This window comes from Microcoleus sp. bin38.metabat.b11b12b14.051, assembly GCF_013299165.1.
Classification (GTDB): domain Bacteria; phylum Cyanobacteriota; class Cyanobacteriia; order Cyanobacteriales; family Microcoleaceae; genus Microcoleus.
In genome coordinates, this window is the sequence record NZ_JAAFKD010000020.1 from 75,374 (window position 1) to 101,084 (window position 25,711).

27 protein-coding genes are annotated in these 25,711 nt (G+C 45.7%); 12 read left to right on the forward strand and 15 right to left on the reverse strand.

Annotated elements, in window-relative coordinates; genetic code table 11:
- The first annotated feature begins 310 nt into the window (after positions 1-310).
- The 3 genes from QZW47_RS20505 to QZW47_RS20515 all read left to right on the forward strand — a co-directional run bounded on the left by QZW47_RS20505 (position 311) and on the right by QZW47_RS20515 (position 1,539).
- Positions 311-553 (forward strand): type II toxin-antitoxin system HicB family antitoxin, encoded by a 243-nt coding sequence (locus QZW47_RS20505; protein WP_293130513.1) that lies wholly within the window; start codon positions 311-313, stop codon positions 551-553.
- The gene (locus QZW47_RS20510) at positions 553-771 is read left to right on the forward strand and encodes a type II toxin-antitoxin system HicA family toxin (protein WP_293130515.1); all 219 of its coding nucleotides are present in this window, start codon (positions 553-555) and stop codon (positions 769-771) included. Before QZW47_RS20505 ends, QZW47_RS20510 begins: the two co-directional genes overlap by 1 nt.
- A 168-nt stretch (positions 772-939) precedes the next feature.
- Positions 940-1,539: a hypothetical protein gene (locus QZW47_RS20515; RefSeq protein WP_293130518.1), complete on the forward strand. Its 600-nt coding sequence runs from the start codon at positions 940-942 to the stop codon at positions 1,537-1,539.
- 15 nt (positions 1,540-1,554) lie between these two features.
- Here the strand turns inward: QZW47_RS20515 and QZW47_RS20520 are convergent, their stop codons facing one another.
- From QZW47_RS20520 to ntcA, 5 genes are all read right to left on the reverse strand, one after another.
- Positions 1,555-1,953 carry a pre-16S rRNA-processing nuclease YqgF gene (locus QZW47_RS20520; RefSeq protein ID WP_293130521.1) on the reverse strand — a complete coding sequence of 133 codons (399 nt, stop codon included), beginning with the start codon at positions 1,951-1,953 and terminating at the stop codon, positions 1,555-1,557.
- 573 nt (positions 1,954-2,526) lie between these two features.
- Positions 2,527-3,651: a formylglycine-generating enzyme family protein gene (locus QZW47_RS20525; protein ID WP_293130524.1), complete on the reverse strand. Its 1,125-nt coding sequence runs from the start codon at positions 3,649-3,651 to the stop codon at positions 2,527-2,529.
- A 614-nt stretch (positions 3,652-4,265) separates the two neighbouring features.
- Positions 4,266-4,406, reverse strand: coding sequence for a hypothetical protein (locus tag QZW47_RS20530; protein ID WP_293130527.1), 141 nt, complete (start codon positions 4,404-4,406; stop codon positions 4,266-4,268).
- 131 nt (positions 4,407-4,537) lie between these two features.
- Complete coding sequence (locus tag QZW47_RS20535) at positions 4,538-6,247, reverse strand: DUF3084 domain-containing protein (protein ID WP_293130530.1); 1,710 nt, start codon at positions 6,245-6,247, stop codon at positions 4,538-4,540.
- Between the two features lie 77 nt (positions 6,248-6,324).
- A complete protein-coding gene (gene ntcA, locus QZW47_RS20540; RefSeq protein ID WP_293130533.1) occupies positions 6,325-6,990 on the reverse strand; it encodes a global nitrogen regulator NtcA in 666 nt (221 codons plus the stop codon).
- A 329-nt stretch (positions 6,991-7,319) separates the two neighbouring features.
- Here ntcA and fabI point away from each other — a divergent pair, with 329 nt between their 5' ends.
- The gene (gene fabI, locus QZW47_RS20545; RefSeq protein ID WP_293130545.1) at positions 7,320-8,096 is read left to right on the forward strand and encodes an enoyl-ACP reductase FabI; all 777 of its coding nucleotides are present in this window, start codon (positions 7,320-7,322) and stop codon (positions 8,094-8,096) included.
- 139 nt (positions 8,097-8,235) lie between these two features.
- On the forward strand, positions 8,236-8,898 hold the full coding sequence (gene hisB / locus QZW47_RS20550) for an imidazoleglycerol-phosphate dehydratase HisB (RefSeq protein WP_366930907.1): 663 nt from the start codon (positions 8,236-8,238) through the stop codon (positions 8,896-8,898).
- A gap of 168 nt (positions 8,899-9,066) precedes the next feature.
- Here the strand turns inward: hisB and QZW47_RS20555 are convergent, their stop codons facing one another.
- From QZW47_RS20555 to QZW47_RS20565, 3 genes are all read right to left on the reverse strand, one after another.
- Positions 9,067-10,017 carry a PmeII family type II restriction endonuclease gene (locus QZW47_RS20555; protein WP_293130548.1) on the reverse strand — a complete coding sequence of 317 codons (951 nt, stop codon included), beginning with the start codon at positions 10,015-10,017 and terminating at the stop codon, positions 9,067-9,069.
- A 203-nt stretch (positions 10,018-10,220) separates the two neighbouring features.
- The gene (locus tag QZW47_RS20560; RefSeq protein ID WP_293130551.1) at positions 10,221-11,060 is read right to left on the reverse strand and encodes a TdeIII family type II restriction endonuclease; all 840 of its coding nucleotides are present in this window, start codon (positions 11,058-11,060) and stop codon (positions 10,221-10,223) included.
- Positions 11,061-11,271: 211 nt separating this feature from the next.
- Positions 11,272-14,481 carry a glycoside hydrolase family 15 protein gene (locus QZW47_RS20565; protein ID WP_293130554.1) on the reverse strand — a complete coding sequence of 1,070 codons (3,210 nt, stop codon included), beginning with the start codon at positions 14,479-14,481 and terminating at the stop codon, positions 11,272-11,274.
- A gap of 111 nt (positions 14,482-14,592) precedes the next feature.
- Between QZW47_RS20565 and QZW47_RS20570 the strand changes: the two genes are divergently transcribed.
- Together QZW47_RS20570 and QZW47_RS20575 are read left to right on the forward strand one after the other, a co-directional pair.
- Positions 14,593-14,730 (forward strand): hypothetical protein, encoded by a 138-nt coding sequence (locus QZW47_RS20570; protein WP_293130557.1) that lies wholly within the window; start codon positions 14,593-14,595, stop codon positions 14,728-14,730.
- A 335-nt stretch (positions 14,731-15,065) separates the two neighbouring features.
- Positions 15,066-15,797 (forward strand): WecB/TagA/CpsF family glycosyltransferase, encoded by a 732-nt coding sequence (locus QZW47_RS20575; RefSeq protein ID WP_293130560.1) that lies wholly within the window; start codon positions 15,066-15,068, stop codon positions 15,795-15,797.
- 335 nt (positions 15,798-16,132) lie between these two features.
- On the opposite strand, the gene QZW47_RS20580 is transcribed toward QZW47_RS20575, so the two are convergent.
- The 3 genes from QZW47_RS20580 to QZW47_RS30200 all read right to left on the reverse strand — a co-directional run bounded on the left by QZW47_RS20580 (position 16,133) and on the right by QZW47_RS30200 (position 19,484).
- Positions 16,133-18,460, reverse strand: coding sequence for a S8 family serine peptidase (locus QZW47_RS20580; protein ID WP_293130563.1), 2,328 nt, complete (start codon positions 18,458-18,460; stop codon positions 16,133-16,135).
- A 129-nt stretch (positions 18,461-18,589) separates the two neighbouring features.
- Positions 18,590-18,988, reverse strand: a complete 399-nt coding sequence (locus QZW47_RS20585; protein ID WP_293130566.1) for a transcriptional regulator — start codon at positions 18,986-18,988, stop codon at positions 18,590-18,592.
- Positions 18,989-19,166: 178 nt separating this feature from the next.
- Positions 19,167-19,484, reverse strand: a complete 318-nt coding sequence (locus QZW47_RS30200) for a type II toxin-antitoxin system HigB family toxin (protein WP_366930910.1) — start codon at positions 19,482-19,484, stop codon at positions 19,167-19,169.
- Positions 19,485-19,701: 217 nt separating this feature from the next.
- Between QZW47_RS30200 and QZW47_RS20590 the strand changes: the two genes are divergently transcribed.
- The 3 genes from QZW47_RS20590 (at position 19,702) to grxD (ending at position 21,146) form a co-directional block, all read left to right on the forward strand.
- Entirely contained in the window at positions 19,702-20,325 is a 624-nt protein-coding gene (locus QZW47_RS20590; RefSeq protein WP_293130569.1) for a hypothetical protein, read from the forward strand.
- A 42-nt stretch (positions 20,326-20,367) separates the two neighbouring features.
- Positions 20,368-20,628: a BolA family protein gene (locus QZW47_RS20595; RefSeq protein WP_293130572.1), complete on the forward strand. Its 261-nt coding sequence runs from the start codon at positions 20,368-20,370 to the stop codon at positions 20,626-20,628.
- A 197-nt stretch (positions 20,629-20,825) separates the two neighbouring features.
- Entirely contained in the window at positions 20,826-21,146 is a 321-nt protein-coding gene (grxD, locus tag QZW47_RS20600) for a Grx4 family monothiol glutaredoxin (RefSeq protein ID WP_293130575.1), read from the forward strand.
- Positions 21,147-21,583: 437 nt separating this feature from the next.
- Here the strand turns inward: grxD and QZW47_RS20605 are convergent, their stop codons facing one another.
- Positions 21,584-21,838: a DUF6761 family protein gene (locus QZW47_RS20605; protein WP_293130578.1), complete on the reverse strand. Its 255-nt coding sequence runs from the start codon at positions 21,836-21,838 to the stop codon at positions 21,584-21,586.
- Positions 21,839-22,089: 251 nt separating this feature from the next.
- On the opposite strand from QZW47_RS20605, the gene QZW47_RS20610 reads away from it, so the two are divergent.
- Both QZW47_RS20610 and QZW47_RS20615 read left to right on the forward strand, forming a co-directional pair.
- On the forward strand, positions 22,090-22,272 hold the full coding sequence (locus QZW47_RS20610) for a hypothetical protein (protein ID WP_293130581.1): 183 nt from the start codon (positions 22,090-22,092) through the stop codon (positions 22,270-22,272).
- Positions 22,273-22,438: 166 nt separating this feature from the next.
- Positions 22,439-23,188, forward strand: a complete 750-nt coding sequence (locus QZW47_RS20615; protein WP_293130584.1) for a response regulator transcription factor — start codon at positions 22,439-22,441, stop codon at positions 23,186-23,188.
- Positions 23,189-23,196: 8 nt separating this feature from the next.
- Here QZW47_RS20615 and QZW47_RS20620 read toward each other — a convergent pair whose 3' ends face one another.
- From QZW47_RS20620 to QZW47_RS20630, 3 genes are all read right to left on the reverse strand, one after another.
- Positions 23,197-23,547 carry a 4a-hydroxytetrahydrobiopterin dehydratase gene (locus QZW47_RS20620; RefSeq protein ID WP_293130587.1) on the reverse strand — a complete coding sequence of 117 codons (351 nt, stop codon included), beginning with the start codon at positions 23,545-23,547 and terminating at the stop codon, positions 23,197-23,199.
- Positions 23,548-23,597: 50 nt separating this feature from the next.
- Positions 23,598-24,026, reverse strand: coding sequence for a hypothetical protein (locus tag QZW47_RS20625; protein WP_293130590.1), 429 nt, complete (start codon positions 24,024-24,026; stop codon positions 23,598-23,600).
- 175 nt (positions 24,027-24,201) lie between these two features.
- The gene (locus QZW47_RS20630) at positions 24,202-25,086 is read right to left on the reverse strand and encodes a Uma2 family endonuclease (protein ID WP_293130593.1); all 885 of its coding nucleotides are present in this window, start codon (positions 25,084-25,086) and stop codon (positions 24,202-24,204) included.
- Positions 25,087-25,711: the final 625 nt, after the last annotated feature.

A 25,711-nucleotide genomic window follows, 5' to 3' on the forward strand; every position in this document is an offset into this window, starting at 1 on the left:
TGCCTTGCGTATCTTGTCTGTAGCATTTTAAATTTCATAAATAGCGATCGCACATTATGCCCCAATACGGTTCAATTAAGACGGTTCACCGGGAAAAACGATGTGATAAATAGACGCGCTGCGATTGCTTTCCCGAAGCGCAATGACAAATAAACCTTAAGTTAACCGTATTGCATTTTATTTGACTAAAAACTTTAAAATAAGCAGAAACATATTTATTCCCGCTCCCGGACTGAGAAAAGTTGCCCCCTGTCAAAACTTGTGATATATTAATTTTAGGGAATCTTTATTAAGGAGTTTCCAGAGTTAAATGCTTACTAAGTACATCACTACGGCCATGCAGAAAGCAATCTATGAGTTGCTTGAAGACGGTACTTTCTACGGTGAAATTCCTGAGTGTCAAGGTGTATGGGGCAATGCTGCGACGCCTGAAGCTTGCCGCGAAGATTTGCAAGACGCTTTGGAAGGATGGATTATCTTAGGGTTGCGTTTTAGCCACACTTTACCTATCCTCAACGGTATTGACCTGAATATTAGCCAAGAGGTTGCCTAATGCCGACCTTTGGGCCAATTAGTCGCCGCGATTTAGTTCAGTATTTGAGAGAGGTTGGTTTTGACGGGCCTTACCCTGGTGGGAAGCATCAATACATGGTAAAAGGTGAATTGAAGCTGACAATTCCCAATCCTCATCAGGGAGATATCAGTCAAGCATTGTTATCTAGGATATTACGTCAAGGCAATATTACCAGAGATGAGTGGGAAGGGTTATAAAATTGATTAACTTTTGTTTAAATATCCTCAATACTGTTATTCAATCAAAAATTATATAAATTTAGGGTGCATTTTATTAGCTGAGCTCGAAAAAATTGTATGTTCTTTCTAATTTAGGCATAATTAGAAGAATAAAAGTCTGTATTACCAAAAGAGCGATCGCACATTATGCCCTACAGTCAATTTACAATTACTAGAGCTAAAAAAGACTTTCATTTAACTATCGTGGAGGGAAGTCGGTTTTTTCCACAGGTAGAATCAATTAATCCCAGTCCGAGATTGAGTAGCGAATTAGAAGATTTGCCTTGGACGATCGCAGTTAATTCAGAAAAAGCCCGATCTGAAGCCATTGTCTACCCAGTTTTGCAAGAAGTCCGACGCTTGATGAACCGCCAAATCAGTTTATTTTCGGGACGGGAATTCAATGTCGATCCCAGTTGCGATCTCAACGGATACGTAGATTTTTTAATTAGCCGATCGCCCGAACAGCTTACCGTAGAAGCGCCCGCGATCGTAGTGGTGGAAGCAAAAAAAGCCGATTTGAACGAAGGGATCGGTCAATGTATTGCTGAAATGGTAGCGGCACAGCGCTTTAACGAAGCAGCAGAACACCCGATCGCAACTATTTACGGTTGTATCAGCAGCGGCACTCAATGGCGCTTTCTCAAGCTTTCAGGAACCACGGCTGCGATCGACCTTACCGATTATCCCCTGCTTCCTGTGGAAAATATCTTAGGATTTTTGGTGTGGATGGTTCAACAAAATTAGTTGGATGCGACTGATTCACTCACTTTTGTTCAAATACCTTTCAATCAGGACGATCGCCACTATATCATCTACCGGCCGCGGCGGAGTCCGCATCCCCTGGGGAATCAAGCGAGTAAGTCCCGTCGGTGGGTACATTTCCCAGTAACGAGTCCTGGCTTCCAAGCTGCTGTATCTCTCGTCAATCTGGATAATTTTTATAAAGGGTGACAAACTCTGACTGAGTTTTTGTTTCCAACTTTTGGAAGTTGTTTGATCTCCCATGACTAATAACTCAATGGGAAACTGCTTGCACAGAGATTGAATGGTAGATACTGCTGCATCGGAAAGAATAACTTGATGGTAGGAAACATTCTTGTCTCTACTCATGACGGCGATGCCGCACTTGTCTTTACCCGGATCGAAACCTAAAATCATATTTATTAGTCCTGTGTTAATAAGTTTGTAGTTGTGCTTCAGCGCCAAGCGACCTATATCTAATCTGACACTTGCATTAAAGAATGTCTCAAAATCTTTGCGGGCGATCGTACTTATTTTGCTTGACTTTTTTGTAGGATTGACATATTATATCATCATGGGAATCCGTGCGGCCATATAATATCTAAAATCAGAAACCAAGTTTTTGCCACAATCTTTGATTCCGCGTTTTGAGCGATCGAAAAAACCCGGTTTCTTTGACCCCCGCAGCAAGATTCGTTCGTAGTGTGGACTTCAGTCCGCTCAATATTTCGGACTGAAGTCCGCACTACAAACCGTTCGTAGTGTGGACTTCAGTCCGCTCAATATTGCGGACTGAAGTCCGCACTACAAACCGTTTTTTGTTATGGTAATCGACCAGACACGATATCAGAAGGCGTATCTGATTCTGGCGGTGCGTCGCTATGAGATTGTCGATTTGATTTGCAAATTGTAGATGGCGACGCACCCTACTATTTTGAATCGCGTGCAAAGATTAGTGCAAAAACAAAATTAAAGAGTAGAGAAGAGTCATCACAGGGAGAACGGGGAGGAAGGAAGTGGCAAAACTACAGCTACGCGAAAACCCATGAGCCCGTTCGAGTGGCGCGCCAAGTTATAGTTGCGGTTGGCAGCACGGCAATAGACCGCATTGCTGTACCGCGAACCTCCACGCTGCACCCGGTAATGATCTGCTTCACTTTCCCAAGAACTTCCATCAATCGGTGCGCCGTCATAGCTATTGTGCCACCTATCGCTGCACCATTCCCAAACCTGACCGTACATATCATAAAGTCCAAAGGGATTCGGAGGAAAACTCCCCACATCCATTGTTTGTGCGCGGTAAGGTCCCCTCGGTGCACCACCGAAGGGATAACGCCCGTCATAATTAACTAAATCCGTGGTAATGGTATCGCCAAAATAGAAAGGTGTTGTAGTTCTGGCGCGACAAGCATATTCCCATTCAGCTTCCGAAAGCAAGCGATAATTCTTGCCTGTTTTTTCAGAAAGTTGGCGGCAAAATTCTACAGCCTCATTCCAGTTTACTGTTTCTACAGGAAGTTTTTCACCTTTAACGGTCGATGGGTTATTTCCCATCACTGCTTGCCACTGTGCTTGAGTGATGGGGTATTTTCCTGCAAAAAAAACCGGTACTGTTACTTGATGCTGCGGACTTTCTGTTTCACTCCTACCTGCCTCTGTTTCTGGTGAACCCATCATAAATGTACCACCAGGAATGTCAACCATTTCTAGTACAACTCCATTACCTAAGTCTTCAGGGAAGTAATGAGCAAAAGACTTTCTGGGACTGTTTTCTTTTCCTTTTGCATCGACTGTGATGACATCAAATTCAAATATAGGGAGATAGTCTTGAAACTGCGGTTTTATCTTTAAGTCATCTCGATCTTTCAGCAGTGAATAGGCAGCAAATTTCACCTGCATTGATTTATCCTGCATTGCTTGAATTATCAAATCTAAACCTGCTTCTCCATATTTCAGTGCTTCGGAGAGGGCGGCGATTCTCACTTCGACAATGGGTGAGGCTAAGCGGCTTTTAACACCGGCTATGCCTCCGAGTACCGCAGCATTGACAGGAATTGAATTTTGTCCTCCAAGGACGGCATCGTATTCTCTGGGTTCATTTTGATTGTCTGACATGACACCGCACGCTCCTACATTTGATACCAATTTTGAAAAATTATCCTACAGTATTCCGTAGGGTGTGTCGCTACTAAAAATCTCTGCACAAAAATGTATAATCTCATAGCGACGCACCATTCGCGCTAAGTTGTACGATCGGCAGATTCAACAATATACTATTGCAATAATTATTACAAATGGTATGAATTGAGCAAATTTTTGTTTTGTGATGTCAATATCTCAGGGTTAGATTTTTAGTTTATCTCTTTGCTCTCTTGGCGGTGGCGGTGCGTCGCTCCTAGATTGTCGCTATTATTTGCAGATTTTTGGTAGCGACGCACCCTACTATCTTTCACCCCCGCGCCCACATCAGAAACCGGGTTTTTGTCACAATCTTTGCTTCCCAGTTTTGAGCGATCGAAAAAACCCGGTTTCTTTCACCCCGCGCTCAAATCAGAAACCGGGTTTTTGTCACAATCTTTGCTTCCCCGTTTTGAGCGATCGAAAAAACCCGGTTTCTTTCACCCCGCGCTCAAATCAGAAACCGGGTTTTTGTCACAATCTTTGCTTCCCAGTTTTGAGCGATCGAAAAAACCCGGTTTCTTTCACCCCCGCGCACAAACCCCGTTTCTCTAGGTGCGGTGCGTCGCTCCGAGATTGTCGCTATTATTTGCAGATTTTTGGTGGCGACGCACCCTACTATCTATCTTAGCGGTGGCGGTGCGTCGCTCCGAGATTGTCGCTATTATTTGCAGATTTTTGGTGCGACGCACTTTAGGATTGCTATATATATGGCGGCACGGATTTCCATTATTTAATGATATGTCAAGGGCGCGAAAATGTCAAGCAAAATTGTAATTCGATCGCCCGAAATTTTGGCTCGAATTCGATATGTCGATCGCACTTATTGAAGTTTCAAGTCTCTTCTGGCTGGCTCCTGTTGTCCGGTGCGGAAAACAACGACTCCGTTTGAGAGGGCAACTAAATCTATTTTCAGCGGGCCGGCAATGTAGGTGACATCGGCGGCGATCGCCCGAACCTCCAATGGTTTATCGTACTGTTGCAGTCGATCGACAAAACCGGCCAAAGTTTCAATCCGATTGTCCGCAACTTGGACTCTACCGCCGACAACCCCGATCAAACGAGCGCGAAATTGACAAGCTTCGATTAATTGCTGCAACTGCTGCCGCACCTGTTCGTCGGCCAAAGCTACCGGATCGACAGCCACCCCTGCAATCACATCTCCCGCCCGGAACACCACTCGATTGATTTCGGCTTCTGCAAATACCTTAATTCGCTTTTCTTCCCGCAGGTAATTAGCGCCGGCGACAATTCGCACCACGTAGTTTTGACCGTCTTTGATCTGACTGATTAATTGATCGATTTCGGCTTTAGTAATTTGAATAACCTGATCTCTTACTTTCGTATTTTCCGGCTGCATCAGTTCGACGGTGGTTTTATTTGCTTCTTGCAAGAGTCGATCGATCGCGCGGCTTTCCGTACCCGCTTCCTGGATGCGAACCACGCCAGCAGCTAAAATTTGACCGCGCCTGATCGCAACTGTTCCCTCGCGGATTGCTTGAAAGTCGCGCTCCAAAACTTGCACTTGCTGCTGCAATAATGTTTGTTGCTGTTCGAGTTGAGCTTGTTGCTGGGCGAGGGTTTCTAACAGTGCTTCCCTCTCGGCAATTACTTTGTCGCGATCGACAATTGTGCGATCGCGCTGGGCGAGATTTTCGGCGCGTTGGGCAATTTCCTTGTCTCGCTCGGCAATTAGTTGGTTGCGATCGACAATTGCCGCATCTCGTTTATTAATTTCTGCCTCTCGCTGGGCAATTTCGGCGTCTCGCTTGGCAATTTCTCGATCGCGCTGGGCAATTTGAGTTTTTACCTGCTCTCGCTGCTCGATTAGCTGTTGGCGTTCCGCTTGCATTTGGGCGATTTCCGAGCTCAGAGTCGTTTTTTGACCTGAAACTGTTTTCAATTGGTTCTCGGTGCGATCGAGCTGGGTTCTGGTAGTCGATCGGGCCGTTTCCACCAATTTCAATTGTTCTTCGGTGCGGGATTTCGCAGCTTCCACCGTCGCAAGCTGTTCTTCGGTTTGCGATTTCGCCGCTTCTACCTGACTTAACTGCTGTTGAGTTTTAGACTTGGCTGCTTCCACAGTGTTGAGCTGGGCCCGCAGCGAATTTAATTTTTTTTGGGTGCGAGCTTGCTCAGCATTAGCTGCCTGGAGGGATTGATTAATTTGCTCTAAATTGGCTTTAACTTGCGCTTGAGCGGCTCTGGCCCCTGCTAATTCAGTTTCAACTCGATTTTTTTCTTGAGTGGCTTGGTTGATTTCTCGGCGGGCGTTGTTGAGTCTTTTTTGAATCTCGTCTATTCTAAAAACACCTGTTCGCAGCGGCTTGCTGGTAGCAAATAAAATGCCCAGAGTAACTGCTGACAGGATGCTGCCGGCCATCACTGTCACCAAAACAGCCGTGTCGCGGGGGCGCAGTTTGAACAAACTCAATCTGGCCTTGCCGACTTTCGTTCCCAGGCGATCGCTGACAGTGGCGATCGTACCCCCCAACACTAAAATTACAAATACTAGGATGTATCCAGCAGTCATTCCGATTTTTTATTGTAGATTTTGGATTTTGGATTGAATCTAGAATCCAAAATCCAAAATCCCATACTTTCTCGGCATCAAGTGAATTGCTGGCTTAAGGCCACCGGGTTGTGGACTGTGATCTTTTTCTTGTGGATCGAGATCATGGTTTCTTGTCGCAGATCCCCCAGCAAACGAGTCACAGTTACCCGCGTCGAGCCGATCGCCTCGGCGATCGCCTGGTGGGACAGCTTCAAATCAATCGTAATCCCCTCCGTACCGGGCACGCCAAAATCCCGGCACAGAATCAGCAAAAAGCTGACGAGTCTCGAACCCATGTCTCGGTGGGCGAGCGTTTCGATCATCATCTCGGTTTGCAAAATCCGAGACGACAGTCCCCGCAGCATCACCATCGACAATTCTGGATCTTCCTTGAGAGCTTTTTCCACTTGTTCGATCGGCAGCGAGATCAACTCTACCGGCGTAAAGGCTACCGCGTGGTAAAACCTATCCGATCGGTGTCCCGTAATCAGAGACAGCACCCCGAATACGCTGTTTTCGCGCAGCAGGGCGACTGTAATTTCTTCCCCTGCTTCGTACACCCTGGAGAGCTTCACAGCACCTTTAATCAGAACGTAGACACGCTCAGCCGGGTCTCCAGGGAAAAAAATTGTCTTGCCCCGTTCAAAGTTTTCCACAATGGGCGGAAACGCCCCGCCGCTGATTTGGCGGAACACGGCTGCTAGCGGTCTATCATGTGTCACGACGAGATCCTTTGTACTAATCAATACTTTGTAACTTGCCGATTAAGCTTATTGAGTAAATATACTGCCCTACCTCCAATATCGGGAGATTCTGTTACTGCTATCTAATGTTAAGGTAAGCACACGCTGTATGATTAAATCTAGCCCTTCTCTTAACTTTTTCAATTCCGCCTCCATGTAGCTCCACAGCAAAATTAATATCAATTGTGTCTCAATTGTGTCTCAATTGTGTCTGAATCAGTTAAATCTGAATCAGTTGTGTCTAAACTGGCGGGGTTGTCGCATACAGCCAACGAGAACGGTGCAAGTTGCTTCTAGAAGAAATACAGATGATAGATTTGACCGGAAAAAATGCTCTTGTTACGGGCATTGCCAACAATCGCTCGATCGCCTGGGGCATCGCCCAGCAGCTCCACAAAGCTGGGGCTAATCTCGGCATAACTTATTTGAAGGACGAAAAAGGCAAGCACGAGCGCAAAGTCGCCGAACTCGTAGAACCGCTCAATCCCAGTCTGTATCTGCCCTGCAATGTCCAAGACGAGAGCGAAATTGAGTCTACTTTTAAAACCATCGCCGACAAGTGGGGCAAATTAGATGTCCTAGTTCACTGTCTGGCTTTTGCCGGCAAAGATGAACTTTCGGGAGATTTCAGCAACACCTCGCGTCAAGGCTTCTCCAATGCTTTGGATATTAGCGCTTACTCGCTGGTGCGGCTGTGTGCTGCTGCTAAACCGCTGATGGCCGAAGGCGGCAGTATTATCACCCTGACTTATTTGGGCGGTGTGCGGGTAGTTCCTAATTATAATGTCATGGGAATTGCTAAGGCGGCTTTGGAAATGAATGTTCGGTATCTGGCGGCGGAACTCGGCCCGTTAAATATTCGGGTAAATGCCATTTCTTCGGGCCCGATTCGGACTCTGGCTTCGTCAGCAGTTGGCGGCATTCTGGACATGATCCACCACGTTGAGGAAGTGGCCCCGCTACGGCGGACGGTGACTCAGCAGGAAGTGGGAAATGCTGCGGCTTTTCTGTGCAGCAATCTCTCTAGCGGGATTACGGGTCAAGTTTTGTATGTGGATGCTGGTTACGAAATCATGGGAATGTAACAGTTTTCGAGAGTTTTGAGTTGTAGGGGCGGCGCCCCCGTGCCCGCCCGTTTTGAGTTTTTAATAAGTCTCAGGACTCGACAATTGAGACTCAATACTCAAAAAATCGTAATCTTCAATTACTAATTATCAATAACTAATGAATGACAAATTGGGAATTATGGAAATAATCGATCGCCCTCCTGTACCTCCTCCAATTTCCAGCAACGCGATCGCCAGGGCCGCCTTGGTGAAGCGCACGACACTAGAAACGGATGTCACTGTCAGCCTGAATCTCGACGGTGTGGGAACTTGCAAGGCGTCTACGGGCATTCCGTTTTTAGATCATATGTTGCAGCAGATTGCTTCCCACGGATTGATTGATTTGGACGTGCAGGCGATCGGCGATTTGGCGATTGACGACCACCACACGAACGAAGATGTGGGGATTACGTTAGGTCAAACCCTAGCAAAAGCTGTCGGAGATCGATCGGGCATTTCTCGCTTCGGACACTTCATCGCCCCGTTAGATGAAGCATTAATTGAGGTAGTGCTAGATTTTTCAGGCCGGCCTCATTTAAGCTACAACTTGGAAATTCCCACCCAGCGAATCGGCACCTACGACACCGAGTTAGTCAGAGAGTTTTTTTCTGCCGTGGTGAACCACACTCAAATGACACTGCACGTCAGACAGTTGCAGGGAGGGAATTCTCATCACATTGTCGAAGCGGCGTTCAAGGCATTTGCGCGGGCTTTGCGGATGGCGGTGGCGATCGATCCGCGGCGCGCCAGTCGGATTCCAAGTTCCAAAGGGGTTTTGTAGTTTGAGGTTCGTCAGCTAATCAGCATTTAAACTGCGTCCCAAAAAACAATCAAACTCTTGTGGGGTGGGCTTCTAGCCCGCCCCGAATATGCAGTGTTTATTGGCAGAACAGCTTACCAGTGAGACGCTACTACGAATTATCTTATCAGCAAATCAAAAGCGCTATATCTAAAATATATCTGCGATGTAGTTAAAAACACCTTGACTTCCCTCACCATATTTGCCGATAAATTCATCAATTAGTCGATCGCTACACCTTTCTATAGCATCAGCAATAGAACTTTGTGCTAAAACTTGACTCGCAGATTGACGCAAAACCTCAAACAAATTGACAGTAAAATCAGTATCTTCACTGACAAAATCCCACAGTTCTCGACCGATTAAAGTGCTCATTTCCGAATTGGGCAGAAGTTGCTTCAGCAAACCAAAAGTTACAGTTTTATTAGTCCTTTTGCCGTAAGCTATGCCAATATAAGCGCGATCGCCTGCATTAATTTTTTCCTGAATTTTGTCAGCCCAATAGACTATCTGGTCTTTATCCATATCATTCGGGCCGCTTTTGACCTGTATCCAACAGCGATCGCCATCACGGGTAGTTTTGATGGCATCCCATCCTGACTTACCGGGCGGACTTTCTGCACTTTCAGAACAAGATATCAATAGTTTTTTAATAAAAAATCCCATTGAAGTAACAATAGATCTAGTAGCAGCCATATAAACATTAAGTCTGACAACTTCTGCTGGAGTATCAAGATTTAACGCCCTAATTAAAAATGGATTGGGATGAATTTTTTCTAAAGTCAGATTTTCAATCATAGCTAGCTGACGCCTTGTAAAGTCCCGACAGATACTAGCTAGAAAATTTTCAGCTATAGTAAGTTGTAGCGAAAGCTTACCAGAAGATGTAAATGCTAAAATGCGTTCAATCTCATCAGGAGTAAATTTAAGAGCTATTTTGCCAGAAATACTGCTGATACCGTTTCTAAGTGCTTCAGCTCTTAAACTCAGGAATTCTTCTAAATCCGCAAAGTGACCGGCGAAAGATTGAGACTTTCTGGCGGGTACTCCAACTTCCCTTTCTAAGACAAATGTTAACAATTCATGAAGTCGATCTGACACTTTATTTATCCTTAATTTAAATTAAAGTTTTGGTTATGGGAAGACGGAAAGTTGCTCAATTATTTTTCGTCCTTGTACTCGATCGCCTTTAACAATCTGGTAAAGATATTCACCTATCGCCTTTCCCAATAATACAGAAACTGAATTCATAATCTATTTTCAGCCTCAAAACTAGGCATTGCTAGCATAAAAATTGTATTCTACTAAAATCCAAAAGCAAGAGCATCAAGCATATACTTACCCTTCTCCCGTCCGACTTCTTGATATATATCCAAAAGTTCTTCATAGGCAGTCTCTCCTCCTATGATATTCCAAAACTCCTGTCCCATAATTATAGCTCGATCGAAAGGCGTGTACTTCCTTGCCACTGACCATTTATAATCAGAACGATTAGGGCCATAAGGATTGTACGCCATAGCATAGTAAGATTGAGCATCGGGGCGATACTCTCCACACAGTAAATGAAACCTCAACAGCCGTTGAATCACCTCCAAGCATTGTCCTTTATTCGGTTTCGATCCTTTAATTTCAAAGAAAAACTTGCTCCCGTCACGGGCAAGCACGTACAAATCTGCTTTGACCGATCGCCTAACTAAATGATTATTTTTTTGAGCATCAAGAACAGCTTGAATCATTTCGTCAAAAGTAGGTTTACTTGCATTCTTGTCTGCTGACTGCTCGAATAGCGCTATCTGACGCTCAATTTCATTGATCGCCTCGATGCTAACTTCGCCAGTGATTTCATAGCTTCTGTGTACTTCTTTGTGATGTTCCAGGGCAATCAGTTTTGCACATTCTTCATAGGTTGTACCCAAGCCGCTGCTAAAACCTCTTTCAAACTCGTTAATTCGCAGCAACTCTGACGGCATGATAGCAGCCTGAAACGGTTTCAATTGACCTTTAGAGGACTTGCACGATAAATATGCTGCTGGAATGTCAAGTTTTGGTATTAGCCTGCCTCTGTATTCATTGATAAGATTTTCGATAAAAACTTCTAAGTATGCTTTGATAATTGCGCGTGTAATTGAACTAATAGCTGGCATTATTTTACTGAAAATATTCAGTTGACTGATTGGTGAATGAGATTTTCTTTTAATGAACCGCAGAGAGCGCAGAGGACACAAAGGAAAAAAAGAGAGATCATATAAGCTGTTCTGCATTTAAATTTTATGTCAATAATTAATCAAATTATTGTGGGGTGGGCTTCTAGCCCGCCCCTAATATGCAATTTAAATGCACAATCGCCGACCCAATCTATCCAAACGTGGTCAAAAATCGGAAAGCATCGAGCACGTGACTCGCACAAACGTAGGGCGAAGTATTATAAAAACCTTGCCAAGCCGCCGCCTTATCTTCATCGTATCTGTCCGCTCTTTCCGGGTGTTTTCCCTGCCAATTGAGCCGCACCGCGTGACCGACTAATACATCTAAAACGATGTATTCTTCTACTTTTAATTCTGGGTTGCGCTGGGCGATCGCCGCCAACTCCATCAGCGCCTCAATATTCACTTGTCGGTATTCTGGCGCTACAATCTTGTTTAACAAATGCTCAATTTGCAGCGCGAAATTCTTTTCGCCTGGGGTCATTTCCGATAAAATCACATCGCTATCCAAGCGATTTCGGCGCTCTAATTTGTCGCCGATAATCAAGCCTTTGCAGTGCCGCAGCAAACCCCAAACACTCGGATAAAAATCCTTGGGTACGCGGTTAACTGCACCTTCCATTTGCCGCTTCCGGCGCCATCCACCCGCAGGCATTTGTGGTTCTTCAAAAACTGGCGCGACTACCCATTCAATATCTTTTTCCGGCTGCTTGACGCGCAGGGATTCTTGTTCTTTGAGGATTTGATTCATTTCCTCATATTCTGTCAATACTTGACGCAGGCGATTTTTGATTTCAAAGGGACTTAGCTGCATTAACTGTTCGTAAGCTTCATTTTGCGTAATTCCCAATTCCCGGGCTAATTCGCTGGTTAACAACAAGATAAAGTAGCTAACTCTCAATGTCAGCAAGCCTTTAAATAACTGCGGTTCGGCTTTAATTAAAACGCTGAGATAGATAATAACTTCTTGGGTGAGAACTCGATCGCGAACGTCTTCTCCGCAGAATTCCCGAATTTTGTCCATCACTTCCATGTAAGAACCAGGCCGGGAAATCACCGAATCTTCGCTGTAGGCTTTCCCCACAGCAATTTGTTTTTGTCTGACCAAAATATCAGTCACTGCATCCGACAAGCTGATATCAATCTTATCTAGCAAACCTGCGGCATAGCGGATGACTGCCCATTGAATCTTTGATTGCGAACCTTCTCCAGCTTTTGTGTAAACTTCGTTGAGCAAATCCACAACTTTTACAGTTGCTTCGGCACTTCCAAATCCTGTATCAAAATCTAGTCCTTTGAGTCGAATTAACGTGTGCAGCAACTCTATTTGTTCGTACAAGTTCTCTGATCCGCGCAGGCTTGCGAGGAGCAATTTAGTATTAGTTTCGCACTCTAATTTGAATTCTTGCGTGTGACCCAACGGCCAAGTTTTCTCGGGATTGTAATTCAGATAGCTGCGGGTTTCTACTGCACCTGTCACCGGAGATTCGGTGAATTCAAAATCGTGCATGAAATCAATTCTCTCGGTGCTAGCCGTCAGCATTAACTGGTTGAGATTGCCGAGTTTGACAGGTGTATTTTCCGAGTGTCCGTCGCGGAGTTCTTTCATCAATTCCAGCAGCGCTTCCCGGCCAGTTTCGAGCATGGTATGAGTTAACATTAGCGTTACTGTGGGGCGTCCCAACTGATACCAATGGCGGTGAATATGAGCGATTTCGCTTTGGATTTTAGATACTAAAAAATGGTAGTCTAGAGTTAGGTAAAATTCTTCTCTGTCCAAAAATGAGGGGAGAAATACGATCGCCTCTCCGCGAATTTTGAACACCCGGGAAGTCGTCAAACTCCGCAAACGGCGCATGGGACGGCCCGTTAAGCCTAGCGGATCGTTGCGTCCAATCTCGGCGTAAATAGCGGATAATTCCTTAGTCTGGCGGACTTGAATTGGTGCTACCTGCTTGGGGGTTTGGGCTGCAATGCCGTTAGCTGCTAATTCTGCTTGCAAATCTTCGTCTTCAGCTAACAGGGCAATTTGTACTAAACGTTCTCCGTGTCTCCCGACTGACAAATGCCGCCCCAGCGGGTCGATATCGCCCACTGCAATTAACCCCTCGTTCAGCAATTGACCGAGAAAATACAAACTTTGCGCCCAAACTAGGGGAACATTTTCGTTGGGTAAGCGCTGCTGGCTGCGGGGATTTAACTTTTCTGCTTCTATATTTACGGCAGGGACGTAGTACAATTCGGGTAGTAAAGGCAAACCAGCGCGATCGACTGCCAGAGATGCCAAACGCTGCTGGTACTCTTCGACTTGGGCTTGATTTCCCTCAAATATGCCGTCCAAAAGCAAATAAGTGAAAAATAGCGGCCACTCGCATTCTATATGCTCGAACTGCTTTAATTCTGTCGGCTCGTAATGCAGGCGATCGGCATCTTCTAAAACTGTTTGGTGTCCGTCGCGCAGAAACCGCTTGCAGCCGTAATTTCCCTGCAATTTGTCGATAATTTTATTACGAGTCCGTGCTACTAATTCTTTATCTTCCACAGCAAAAGCCGGAAAACTAATTACGCTCAACAAAGCGGCATCTACTTCTTTTGAACTAGATTCGCGAGGCAAAAGCGACTCTAAAGTAATGCGACTTCTAGCAATTTCATCCGGCAAAACGTGAATAACAGAAGCTTGAGAACCATTAACTCCGAACAAATCCAATCCATTGATTGCTTCTAGCGCTGCTTTTGCCATGCCAACGGAACTAGCATTCAATTCGGCATTACCGCGATTGATTTTATGGCCTCTTTCCCAAATTCCGTAATCGGGCGTGCGGTAAGCTCTGCCAATGTAGTAAACTAAATTTTGGACAAAATTGACTTCATCGATTGTAAAAACTATATGCAATCCCGAAGCCGTCATTTGAGCCAGAATCAACAGAAATATAGATGTAGCGTCTAACTGTAAATGTCCCCACTCATCATCACCGACAACAATACTGCCAGTTTGAGTATTGTATTTAGCGTGTAGGGCATCTAGCGGCAACTGAGTATTTTTAAAACGTTCGACTTTGTTTGCTTGCTGCATCATGGCAAACATCAACCCGCGCATTAGTTTGACTGTGCTGTGTTCGAGTTCAAATGTTCGACCGCGATCGCCATCAATTTTGCGGTAAGCTAAACCCAAACCCCAAACTGCTAAAATGCTGTACACGTTATCTCGCACCCAGGCATCGGTGTAGTCGCCGTGGGCGTTAACGGCGGTACTCGCCGGCAGCAAACCAGTGATTGGGTTCTGGCGTTTGAGGATGACGTTTTTGATTTGCTGGTAGTAATAATCTAACCGGGTTTGCCGCTGGGTTGTTGCGATCGCCATTTCGTTTTCCTTGGTTTTCCTGATGCGAGCTCAATTGCGATGAATAGACTTTTAAATATATCAGAGATTCTATCATTTCTCAAGTTCTGCAAACAAAACAAGGTAATTGCCATGTCTAGCCGCAACAACAACAACAACACAGTTCCTTTCGTCAAGATTGTCTACTCTACAGTGAAGATTAATGGTAAAATTGAACTCGTGCCGATGGAATGGTACGCTGACGGCTCTGTTAAGAAAATTCAACACTAATGAGCGATCGCACAGGTTGAAATTTTAGATTTTAGATTTTAGATTTTAGATTGGGGAGTTGAAGCATTGCTAATTAACTGGCGAGCACCTCACAGCAAGCGAGGGAACCGCTATACCAGCAAGCGAGCAAGAGGGCGATCGCACTTTACACGAAAACTCTAACAAACTAGCGCGCTGCGTACCAAAAACCCGGTTTCTGGGCCACGGAATGATGACTTAACAGACTCTTGGTGGCAGAAACCGGGTTTTTTTACTTCCAAAACTGGCAAGTGCGTCGATCGCCAAACTAAGCTAATTTAAATAACTAGGTGTGTAGGAATCTCACAGAAAGAAATATGGATCGATCGCGCCCGCAATTCTCAGTGCTGGGACTACCAGTTCACATATTAGACGATTACGCAGGTTGGCTGATACAGCGCCTGCATCAAGGGTTGGGAAGTCACGTCGTGACACTGAATGCTGAAATGGCAATCCAAGCCGAGCAAAATCCGGCTTTAGCCGATGTAATTCGCTCTGCGGATCTCGTGATACCAGACGGTTCGGGAGTAGTGCTGTATTTGCGAATGCGCGGCAAACCGGTGCAGCGGTTTCCCGGGATTGAATTAGCAGAATCGCTACTGCAACAGGCTGGAAAATTGCCGGCTTCGGAACCGATATTTTTCTTTGGAGGTTCCCCCGGAGTGACGGCGAAGGCAGCGGAAACTTGGCAGCAAAAAATTAATCGACTGTCGATTTCTGCTCAACACGGCTATCTTTCGGCAGATGAAGAAACAGAATTCTGTGAAAACCTCAAACAAATGCAGCCAAAAATCATTTTTGTCGGCTTGGGAGTGCCGCGCCAAGAGTTTTGGATTGCGAAAAACCGACATCTTTGTCCGCAATCGATTTGGGTGGGAGTTGGCGGCAGTTTTGATATTTGGGCGGGAACAAAAGACCGCGCACCGGCTTGGTTTTGTGACAATCATTTAGAATGGTTGTATCGGCTTTATCAAGAACCTTGGCGCTGGCGCCGGATGTTGGCTTTGCCACAATTTGCGTTGAGGGCTTTGGGGGATTTGCGAGGGTGAAAGCTCTGTTTAATAAAATAGGTTCGTAGTGAGGACTTTAGTCCTCTGAAAAAGAAGGACTGAAGTCCTCACTACGAACCTGAAAAAGAAGGACTGAAGTCCTCACTACGAACCTGAAAAAGAAGGACTGAAGTCCTCACTACGAACCTGAAAAAGAAGGACTGAAGTCCTCACTACGAACCTGAAAAAGAAGGACTGAAGTCCTCACTACGAACCTGAAAAAGAAGGACTGAAGTCCTCACTACGAACCTGAAAAAGAAGGACTGAAGTCCTCACTACGAACCTGAAAAAGAAGGACTGAAGTCCTCACTACAAACCTGTTTTTTCGTTGGTGGCTAGACAATGTAGGGAGAGTCGATCGCCTTGGCGCGATTAATTGCTACCAAAGTCTGGTAAATTAAAGCTGAAATCTCGCCCCGGGTGATGTCCCGCTGCGGTGAGAGCCGATCGCGCGCCGGATAGTTTACTACAATCTTTAAAGCAGTTGCTGTTGCTACGGCGCTTAAAGCAAAATTAGGAATTTGACTGCGATCGCTGTAAACTTTCAAAATATCGGGATTTGGGCCCTTAAGTTCCAAACCGTTAACCAAAGAGACGATCGCCTCAGTCTTCGTCAAATTCTGATTCGGGCCGAACTTCAAGCCCGGAAACCCTGACAAAAACCCCGCCCGATTCGCCCGTTCGATCGCACTTTTCGCCCAAAAACTCGCAGAAACATCGATGAAATTTGTCGCTTGTGCCTTCGGAATCGGACTAAACGCAGTCACCAACAACGCTGCATATTGAGCGCGATTTAAACTGTTGTCAGGCCCGAAAGAACCGTCAGGAAAACCGCTAATTATATTCGCCGCAGCCAAAGCTTCAATAAACTTTTCTGCCCAATGTCCAGAAATATCGCTGAACGTTGCACCGCCGATATTCGGATTCCCTCCCCCCTTTCTCACAGCAGCTTGCACGGCCTTAAAAGCATTCACTTTTCCGTAACCAAACCAATCGCTGCGGCGGCTGTTAGCATCGTAATTTCCCAACCGATTACCCAACTGCGGATCGGGATCGGCATCGACAATTTTATCGGCAGTTTGTTCGAGAATTCCCCGCACTTCCCGCGCTGTCAAACGAGGGTTAGCCGATAGCATTAAACCTGCTACTCCAGCGACTACTGGAGTGGCGCTGGAAGTGCCGCCAAAGGTATCGGTGTAGTCCCCCGAGTCGTAGCCCGCAACCCCGACTCGATCGTCCGTAAACACGCCCAAACCGGGCAAATACTGCGTCACTTCCGGCCCTGTCGCAATAAATCCGGTTTGTGGTAGCCAGGTTCCCGGGGGCGCGTTGTTGCTGGGGGCGCAAACCGAGATACTGCTGCCCCAATTGCTGTAGGCTGCTTTTTTGTTGAGGGAAGTGGAAGCAGCCACGGCAATCACATCCGGGTGCACTGCAAATCCTGACAGCCAATTAGTTCGATCGCCCACAACGTTATTTTGCCAGCCTTTTTCGTCCACAGTGCCGTTGACTGGGCGGTTGGCATTCCCCGCAGCGAACACAATCACGCAGCCTCTGCCGCCCCGCCCTTGGGTGGCTGCTTTGGTGATGACGGCACTTTGGCGCAGGGAAAGCGGATAGTAAAGTGCTCCTGGGCCCCAACTGCAAGAGATGACGGCGGCGCCTTTTTCTACTGCCCAATTGAATATTTTTTCGATCGACTCATCATCAAGAAAACCCGTGGTACGGATGGGCATCAGGGCGCATCCGGGGGCGACTCCGACAATGCCTTTGCCGTTTTCTTCCGCAACGGCGACACCGGCACAACTTGTCCCGTGGTTGTCCGAATCGGCAACTGGCATCGGGGAAGTATCGCCGTCTTTGAAATCGATGGGTGAGACGATTTTGCCTTGGCCTTCAAAATCGGGGTGCGTCAGATCGACTGAATCGTCTGCGATCGCAATTACGATCGATCGCACGCCGCGAGTCATATCCCAAGCTTGTTCTGCATAGATCTGAGCACCGCCCACAAGTTGGTCACCACCTTTGTTATTGAGATACCACTGTTTGGGATAAAGCGGATCACGAGGTGTATAATGTTGCTGAGTTTCTAGGATAATATTGGGTTCCGCGATCAAAACTTCTGGATATCTTGTCAAGCGGTTGGCAATTTTGATCGGGTTTTCAGTTGCTTGTTTGCTGACGAAGCAGATGAAAGTGTTGGGAATGCCTTCGACTGGCCGATTTATGGTTAAACTTGCTGCATTGGCGATCGACTTTCGCGACTCTTCGTTTACTTGTTCGCCAAATTGAATAGTAATTTGATCTGTCAAATAAAAGAATGTACTCGGATTATTTGCGGGACAATAAACATGACTAGCAAAAGCTACCGCATCGCTGGCGCGGGCGGCTTGCATTGCTGCATCTAGGTTTTCCGGCGCCACTAGATATTCTTCGAGATTGCTTTGGCTGACGCGACGGTTAAGTTTTGCCTGATTTGTTGCAGCCCAATTGTTCGAGGCTGATACTGTTGATGAGAGGCTGACTGTAAAGCGGTTAGGAACTTTTGACAGCAACAATTCATCGCCGCCGCGCTGCAAAATTATTGCCAGACTTGCTTCGGGAACTCCGATACCTTGATAGTTTTGGAGGATGGCGGAGGTTGGTTTGCTTGGTTGTACCATCAGAAATGTCCCTGTTTGATTTTGGAGAGAAGACGGGCGGTTGCAACCGCCTGATCTCTTCAACCCGCGGAGGCGGGTGAAAGTTTGTGTAGACGCGGTTTCAACCGCCGTATTATCTTATCTCTTCTCTCAAATAAACACGCTAGGATTAATGTTAAAAAATTCTCCCAGCGCCTTAGCTTGAGCTTTGCTAATCGCCCGTTTGCCATTAACCACCTCAGATACTACTCCTTTGGAACCAATCACGCCGACTAAATCGGCTTGTTTGAGTTCGCGAACTTCCATGAGATGTAACAGAACATCTTGGGGACTCGCTTCTGGGATTGGGTAATATTTTGATTCGTATTCTTCGATCAACAGCCCCCAGAGACTTAGTAAAGTTTCTTCTTCTAGGGTTAATTCTTCCTTAGACATCAGAGATCCTAATTCTGCGAGGGCAAGATCGTAATCTTCTTCGTTCAGGATGGGCTTAGGCTGAGATTTCGCCAGCAGTTGACCGTAAGCTATTTTTTCAATTGTGATGTTCATAGTTCATTCAAGTTTTCATGAAAAAACGAAGAAGAAAGCAGGAAGAATATTGTCATGAAGTTGATCTAGGTGGGTGTTTGTTTCTTAGTGTCATGCTGTTAACCATTGGAATGAATGTTTTTGATTTATTGAATACATCAGGGCAATTGTAAAGATCCCTGATGTATTTAGTGAAAAATCAACCTATTTTTTCCTTAACTTCATGTTTATTATTCCAGTTGATTTTGCTATATTCGGCATGGGTTAAAAATTTCTTAAAAAGTACATATCCGGTGCTATAGTTAATTTGTACAATTAATCTATACCTATTGTGTTTCATATCAAAAATGGTATATCCATAGACTTGATCGACGGATTTAAAATACCCCTGTCGGATCTCTTGTAGCGATTTCCAATCGTTGTCTTCCATGACCTTGCACCAGGCTGCGATCGTACTCTGGGCATCGGCGTAGGGTTTGATCGCACTCTCCAGATTTTTCTTGGAAATTAGTCTCATTTCACAAGTACCCTTGCTTTGAAACGACACCTTTATGTTCGCATAGTGAGAACCTCATGTCAAGTCTCTACTATGATTTTCCTAAACAGCCTTTTGCCCGATCGCCCCTTTTGACATTTGAACAAAATTGGTTTACACTTAGCCGGTTGCGATCGCCAATGGTAAGATCGGCTCAAGCTAAATATCTTTTTAAAGCGCCGAGGCGCAAAGTAATTTCATGGTATACTCTGGAACTGTTTGCTGGCTTCGCTTCACTGCCCGGATGACGATCGGGGCGATCGCAGTTTTGACCCTGTTGCAACCGCTGCAAGCCCAAGCACAACAACCTTCTAGACCAGATAGCCGATCGCAAGTCGAACCTGCCGACGACCCCACAGACCCCAACAACCTCCGCCCTGTTACCCAAGATAGCAGCGTGCTGAGCATTGCAGGCGGTCAGCGTTTGATGACAGAAGCCAGTGGTGCTATTTCAAGTCAAAATTACACGCTAGCCGCTCAAAAACTCCAAGAATCCCGCCAAATTTTTAATCAACTCTCCAACTTCTACCAGCAACTGGGCAGCAGTTTTGCCGGAATTGACATCCGGTTGGCAGACAGCAACCGCACCAAAGCTGTGGAAACAGCCCAAATGCGCGACGAAGCTACCTATCGGCTGGCGTTGGTACACCGGGCGCAAAACAAGCCAGAACTCGCTGTTCCCCTACTGATTCAGATTATTCGATCGCAGCAGCCAACTCGCGACTTGGGCAAAAAAGCTTACCAGCAGTTACTGGAATTGGGTTTTGTGGATGCGCCCTATCCCCGGCCTGCTGCAACTCAACCGCGATCGTCTAACAAGTAGTTCCACTAAAATACTCAATACAGCCCTTTATCACAGAAACCAATGGTTACACCGTCTCAAGTAGCAGAAATGATTAAGGCAGAGTTGCCCGACGCTAAGATACAAGTTGACGATTTAACCGGCGGCGGCGACCATTATCAGGCGAGAGTAATCTCTGCCGCCTTTGAAGGGAAAAGCCGAGTCAAGCAGCATCAACTGGTTTACGGAGCTCTCAAAGAGGCAATGGCTAGTGAAGCTATCCACGCTTTGGCATTGGAAACCTTAACTCCCGCAGAATGGGCAGCCAAAAGTGAGGTTGCTTAGTTTTTCAGTGGCAATTGACGATCGCAAGTTTGTGCTAGTCTCAATATTTGCTTGAGAAACAATTGCAACCAAAGAAACCGGGTTTTTCACCGGTATCTATGGCTGTAACGAGAGATTTTCGTTAAAAACCCGGTTTCTGGGTAATGAGAAACAACTGTCAACGTTTAAAATTTTTTAAACAATCTTAGGAGATACCCATGACTACAGCACATGACCGAATTGAAGAATTGGTTAAGCAAAACAAAATCATGGTCTTCATGAAAGGCAATAAGTTAATGCCACAGTGCGGTTTTTCTAATACTGTGGTGCAAATTCTCAATACTTTGGGAGTGCCTTACGAAACTGTTGATGTGTTAGCAGACCAAGAAATTCGTCAAGGCGTTAAAGAGTATTCCAACTGGCCGACAATTCCCCAAGTTTATATCAACGGCGAGTTTATTGGCGGCTCGGATATTATGATCGAGATGTATCAAAAGGGCGAATTGCAAGAAGCTGTAGAAGTAGCTTTGGCTTCTTAGGATCGCAAATTAAATAACTTACAATTTTAATTGTTATTGTGGAACAGGCATCCTGCCTGTTCAAGACGGGCGGGACGCCCATCTCACAAACTTGTGGAAGTTATTTAATTGTCATTCCTTAAAGAAAACTCAAGGGAAAGGAAAAAAAAGTTGTGAGTTGTAAATTGTGAGTTAAAGACTTTAAAAATTCTGAGTTCCGAACTTAAAAGTTTCTCAAATTTCTAACTCTAACAACAGTAGGGCGGACACAACAGCCCCGCCCTACTAAACTTTTTATTTTGCAGCTACAGCTTGTGACTTCCTGACTCTGATACCATGTCCGATTAGCGATCGGTTGTTTGATCGTGAGGACTTTAGTCCTTATTCATTAAAAGCGTCAAGACAGGACTGAAGTCCGAACGATCAAACCTAGTAGGTTTATTAAACCGAATTTGGTGTTAATAGTAGTCGGCTTCAGTTTGTGTCTGTGGCTGTGGCATTTCAAAATTGGAAGGATCGTGAATGTAACGCGCTGCTTCTTCCTCTAATCTGTGAATCAGATAGGGTTCCAGGCTGTTACAATGTCGCAGGGCTGCGAGGTAGCCATCTAAGTAAAGCCGCAAATCATCGAAACGATAACCTCTATTCCACATTTCGACGAGGGCGTCGGTGAGTTTTTGGTAGTGCCGGATTGTTTGGGTGTCTTGTAGCATGGTGTGAGTTGAAATCCTTTGTGGTGTGTATAATGACGGCGGGATTTAGGAACTGCCCGGATTCACACTGAGCAAGCTCAGAAGAGAGGCGATTGCTAAATAAAAGTTTTTACCCTGCTCAACAGGCTACTACCCTCCATAAAAAATTTCACTCTCTGCAATGCAGTAGCTCAACTCCATCGCGCGCACCTACATAATTCATTGTGCGTTTAATAGAGTCAGGATATTGCTGAATTTGGCGATCGAACTGAGTGAGTGTTCCGGCTACCGAGCGAACGGTTGCAGGAATTTTAGTTTCAGTTGCGCGATTTGTCAACCTCCTAGGAGTTGGTACTCTGTCGGGGGCTGCGGTCAAAGCAGGCGGTTCGGGCATGGGATCGATCGGCTATAAGCTTTCCTATTCTTATTGTAAGCTCATCGCCAGAATCATTTAACGTTTATGGGGGCTGACGATCGCAATTTGACCAAATCTTTAAAATTCATACTAAAGGTTTGTTCGCAGCTTTAAACGCAGCTTATGCTTGAGTAGCGATGGTTACAAAACCTTGACAAAAGCTCTGTTAACCTGGTAGCCATTAGTGATAAGGGAAGCTCGCCGTTGTGGGATCTGCAAGTATTTCAATTGTTGAAGGAAATCCGCACCTGCGATCGCTCTTGGGCTGGCACCTACAGCAAGTCGGTCACTGGGTGCACCAATCAGCGGATATCAGTCATGCTAGGGAAATATTTTTCAGCCGCCAGCCAACCCTAGTCATTCTCGATGCCCAATTGCCTGATGGAGACGGTTTAGAATTTTGCCGCTGGCTGCAACAGCAACAGCAATCGCTGATTTTGATGCTGTCGGCGCGGAATTCGGAAGCGGATATTGTGGAAGGTTTGAAGTCGGGCGCCGACGATTACCTAACTAAACCGTTTGGGATGCAAGAATTTATGGCCAGGGTGGAAGCTCTGATGCGTCGCAACCGCACAATGGTACCGCCGGCGACGCTCGAATGCGGGCTGCTCAAAATTGACTTGGTACAGCGCCGAGTCAGGCTGCACGAGGAACACATCGAGCTGACTCCCCAGGAATTCAGCCTGCTGTACGTGCTGGCTCAAGCTGGAGGAGTGCCGCTTTCGCGATCGGATTTGCTGCGTCGCGCCTGGCCTGATGCGATTGACAACCCCCGGACGATAGACACTCACGTACTCTCTTTGCGTAAAAAAATCGAAATAGACCCACGACAGCCGAGTTTAATTCAAACCGTGCGGAATGTCGGCTACCGACTAAATCTGGAATTGTTGAATACAAATCAACCGCATTCACCCGTGCTTGGCGCTGTGACTTCTGAGACTATTATCAGCCGATAAGTTTGATTTTAGGTTGAGAATTGATGTGCGATCGCATCAGTCCTCGCAGCCATAATAAAATCGTTGCGGTGCAGCCCAGAAACCGAGTGAGTCCACCAAGTAACAGTAACTTTTCCCCACTCGGTTAACAGTGCGGGGTGATGCCCTTCAGTTTCTGCTGCTTCGCCGACGCTGTTAGTAAAGGCGATCGCACTTTTGAAATCCCGGAATTTGTAGGCACGTTCTAATTGAGGAATCCCATTTTTTTCAATCAAATTCCAGTCAGGAATTTGAGGCTTAAGTTGGATAATTTCGTGAGCTGTGACGCGGGGAGAGTTTGGAAGGCAAGCGGCACAATGTTCTTTCAATAGAGGTTCCATAAATTGCTGGCGAAAAGATTTAACAGATAGTATGACATTTCTGATTTGAATTATTTCGGACAGGGCAAATGTCCGTTAGGAGTTACAAAGACATTGTGATTAAAATCGTTAATAAAACAAATCAACAATCCGTCTCGGTGAACTTTGCGTTTCTCATTCCACTGCACAAGCTCAGTATTTGCCGTTGTGCGATATGGATAAGCCTTAATTGATTCTAGTAGACTTTGCCCTGGAGCGATCGCTGCATTTACACGCACCAAGATTTTATTAACTTCTCCGGTTCGTTTGCCGAGTTCGTTGACTGTGTGGTTTAGCAGGACAAAGCTTGTGACATAAATCGGCGCAGTAGAAGTATTTGTTACCCGCAACAGTCCCGGTTTGACAGTTTCTAGTCGCAGCACGTAGCTCGGTGGAATGTAATTAGCTAAAGATGCAGAGGCGATCGCCCAAATGGCAAGAAATGATAACAGTTTTTTCACTAGAGATACTCAAAATCGCCTTTGAGTAGTGATTTTACTACATCGACATTCTGCTTGTAAAGTGAATCAAATTTAAGCACGGATCGGAAACCTAGTTTTGTAACGCTTAATCTCAGTTGACAAAACCCGGTTCCTTGGTTCGTAGTGCGTAAGTCTTCCTAAAAAATCACCAGCATTAACGGTTCAAGAATCGATCGGGATTGATGCCAGATTCCCGCAGTCTTTGCATCAAAGATTCTAACCGAGTTTCCGCAGTCTCAGCACGCTGTCTTTCCTGCTCGGCTCGCTCTTGTGCCTGCTCGGCTCGCTCTTGCGCCTGCTCGGCTCGCTCCTCGGGAATCAGAATCCAATTGCCATCACCATCGTACCAGCGCAACCACAGTCGATCGACTCCCAGATAATCTCCCTGCCACAAACCCAAGCCTAAATCAATCTCAGGCATCCATAGGCGCGAGTCAGAAAGTTCTAATTCTTCATACCGAGCTCCGTTCAATTTAAAAGCTCTCAATCGATTAGTGTAGCGGCTGAAAACAACATAATAAGGAATCCGCAAAACCTGCTCGTAAACCTGCCATTTTCTGAGCGGTTTTTCCTGAGTTTGTTCGTGGTTTATATTACCGTTACCTGCTATTTGTTCAGAAGCAGACTGTAATTGTTCCCCATCATTTTCTCCCAAATCTTCCTTTTCAGTTCCCGGCGACAGCAATTCTACAATCACAAAAGGATTCACAGCCTCTTGCCAAACCACATAACTCAGCCGCATATCAACTTCATCATACAATCGGGAAACTCCCACAACTCCAAACCAATCCGGGCGCTTGTACCACAGCGGGTGACGCGAGTCGTAGTAAAGATTCATGTCGCTTCCGGTAAATATTTGGGAAGCCGAATAGTTGGAAGGGCGGAAGGTGTAGCTCAGCAACTGCGGTTGCAAGCCGTGAAATTCGTCGGGCAAACCAGGTTCCTCCAGATTTTCGCTAGGTAGATCGTACATCGTGGGGAGCGTTTCTTTTGGCGATCGGGGCGGCTCTGTTTGAGGCACGGGATATTTAGGAAACATAAGGTTTTATGGTAAGAGTTGACATTATTTTAACTCAATTAAGATTAAGCAAGTGACTGATTTCCCAGCATCTGATTTCGTTAATTTTAAAAAGTTTGTAGTGCGGACTTTAGTCCGCATCAAATTCTGCGGACTAAAGTCCGCACTACAAACCTATTTAATCGAGCTAACAAGTTAGCTGCCCGCAAGCTTTCACTGGCTTTTGTTAAAAGAGCAATTTGTTCTGGTATCAAATCACAAGGTTTGTAGTGAGGACTTTAGTCCGCATCCAATTCTGCGGACTAAAGTCCGCACTACCAACCTATTTAATCGAGCTAACAACTTGGCTGCGCGCAAGCTTTTACCTGCTTTTGTTAAAAGAGCAATTTTTTCAGACATCAAATCACAAGGTTTGTAGTGCGGACTTTAGTCCGCATCCAATTCTGCGGACTAAAGTCCGCACTACCAACCTATTTAATCGAGCTAACAACTTGGCTGCGCGCAAGCTTTTACCTGCTTTTGTTAAAAGAGCAATTTGTTCTGGTATCAAATCACAAGGTTTGTAGTGAGGACTTTAGTCCGCATCCAATTCTGCGGACTAAAGTCCGCACTACCAACCTATTTAATCGAGCTAACAACTTGGCTG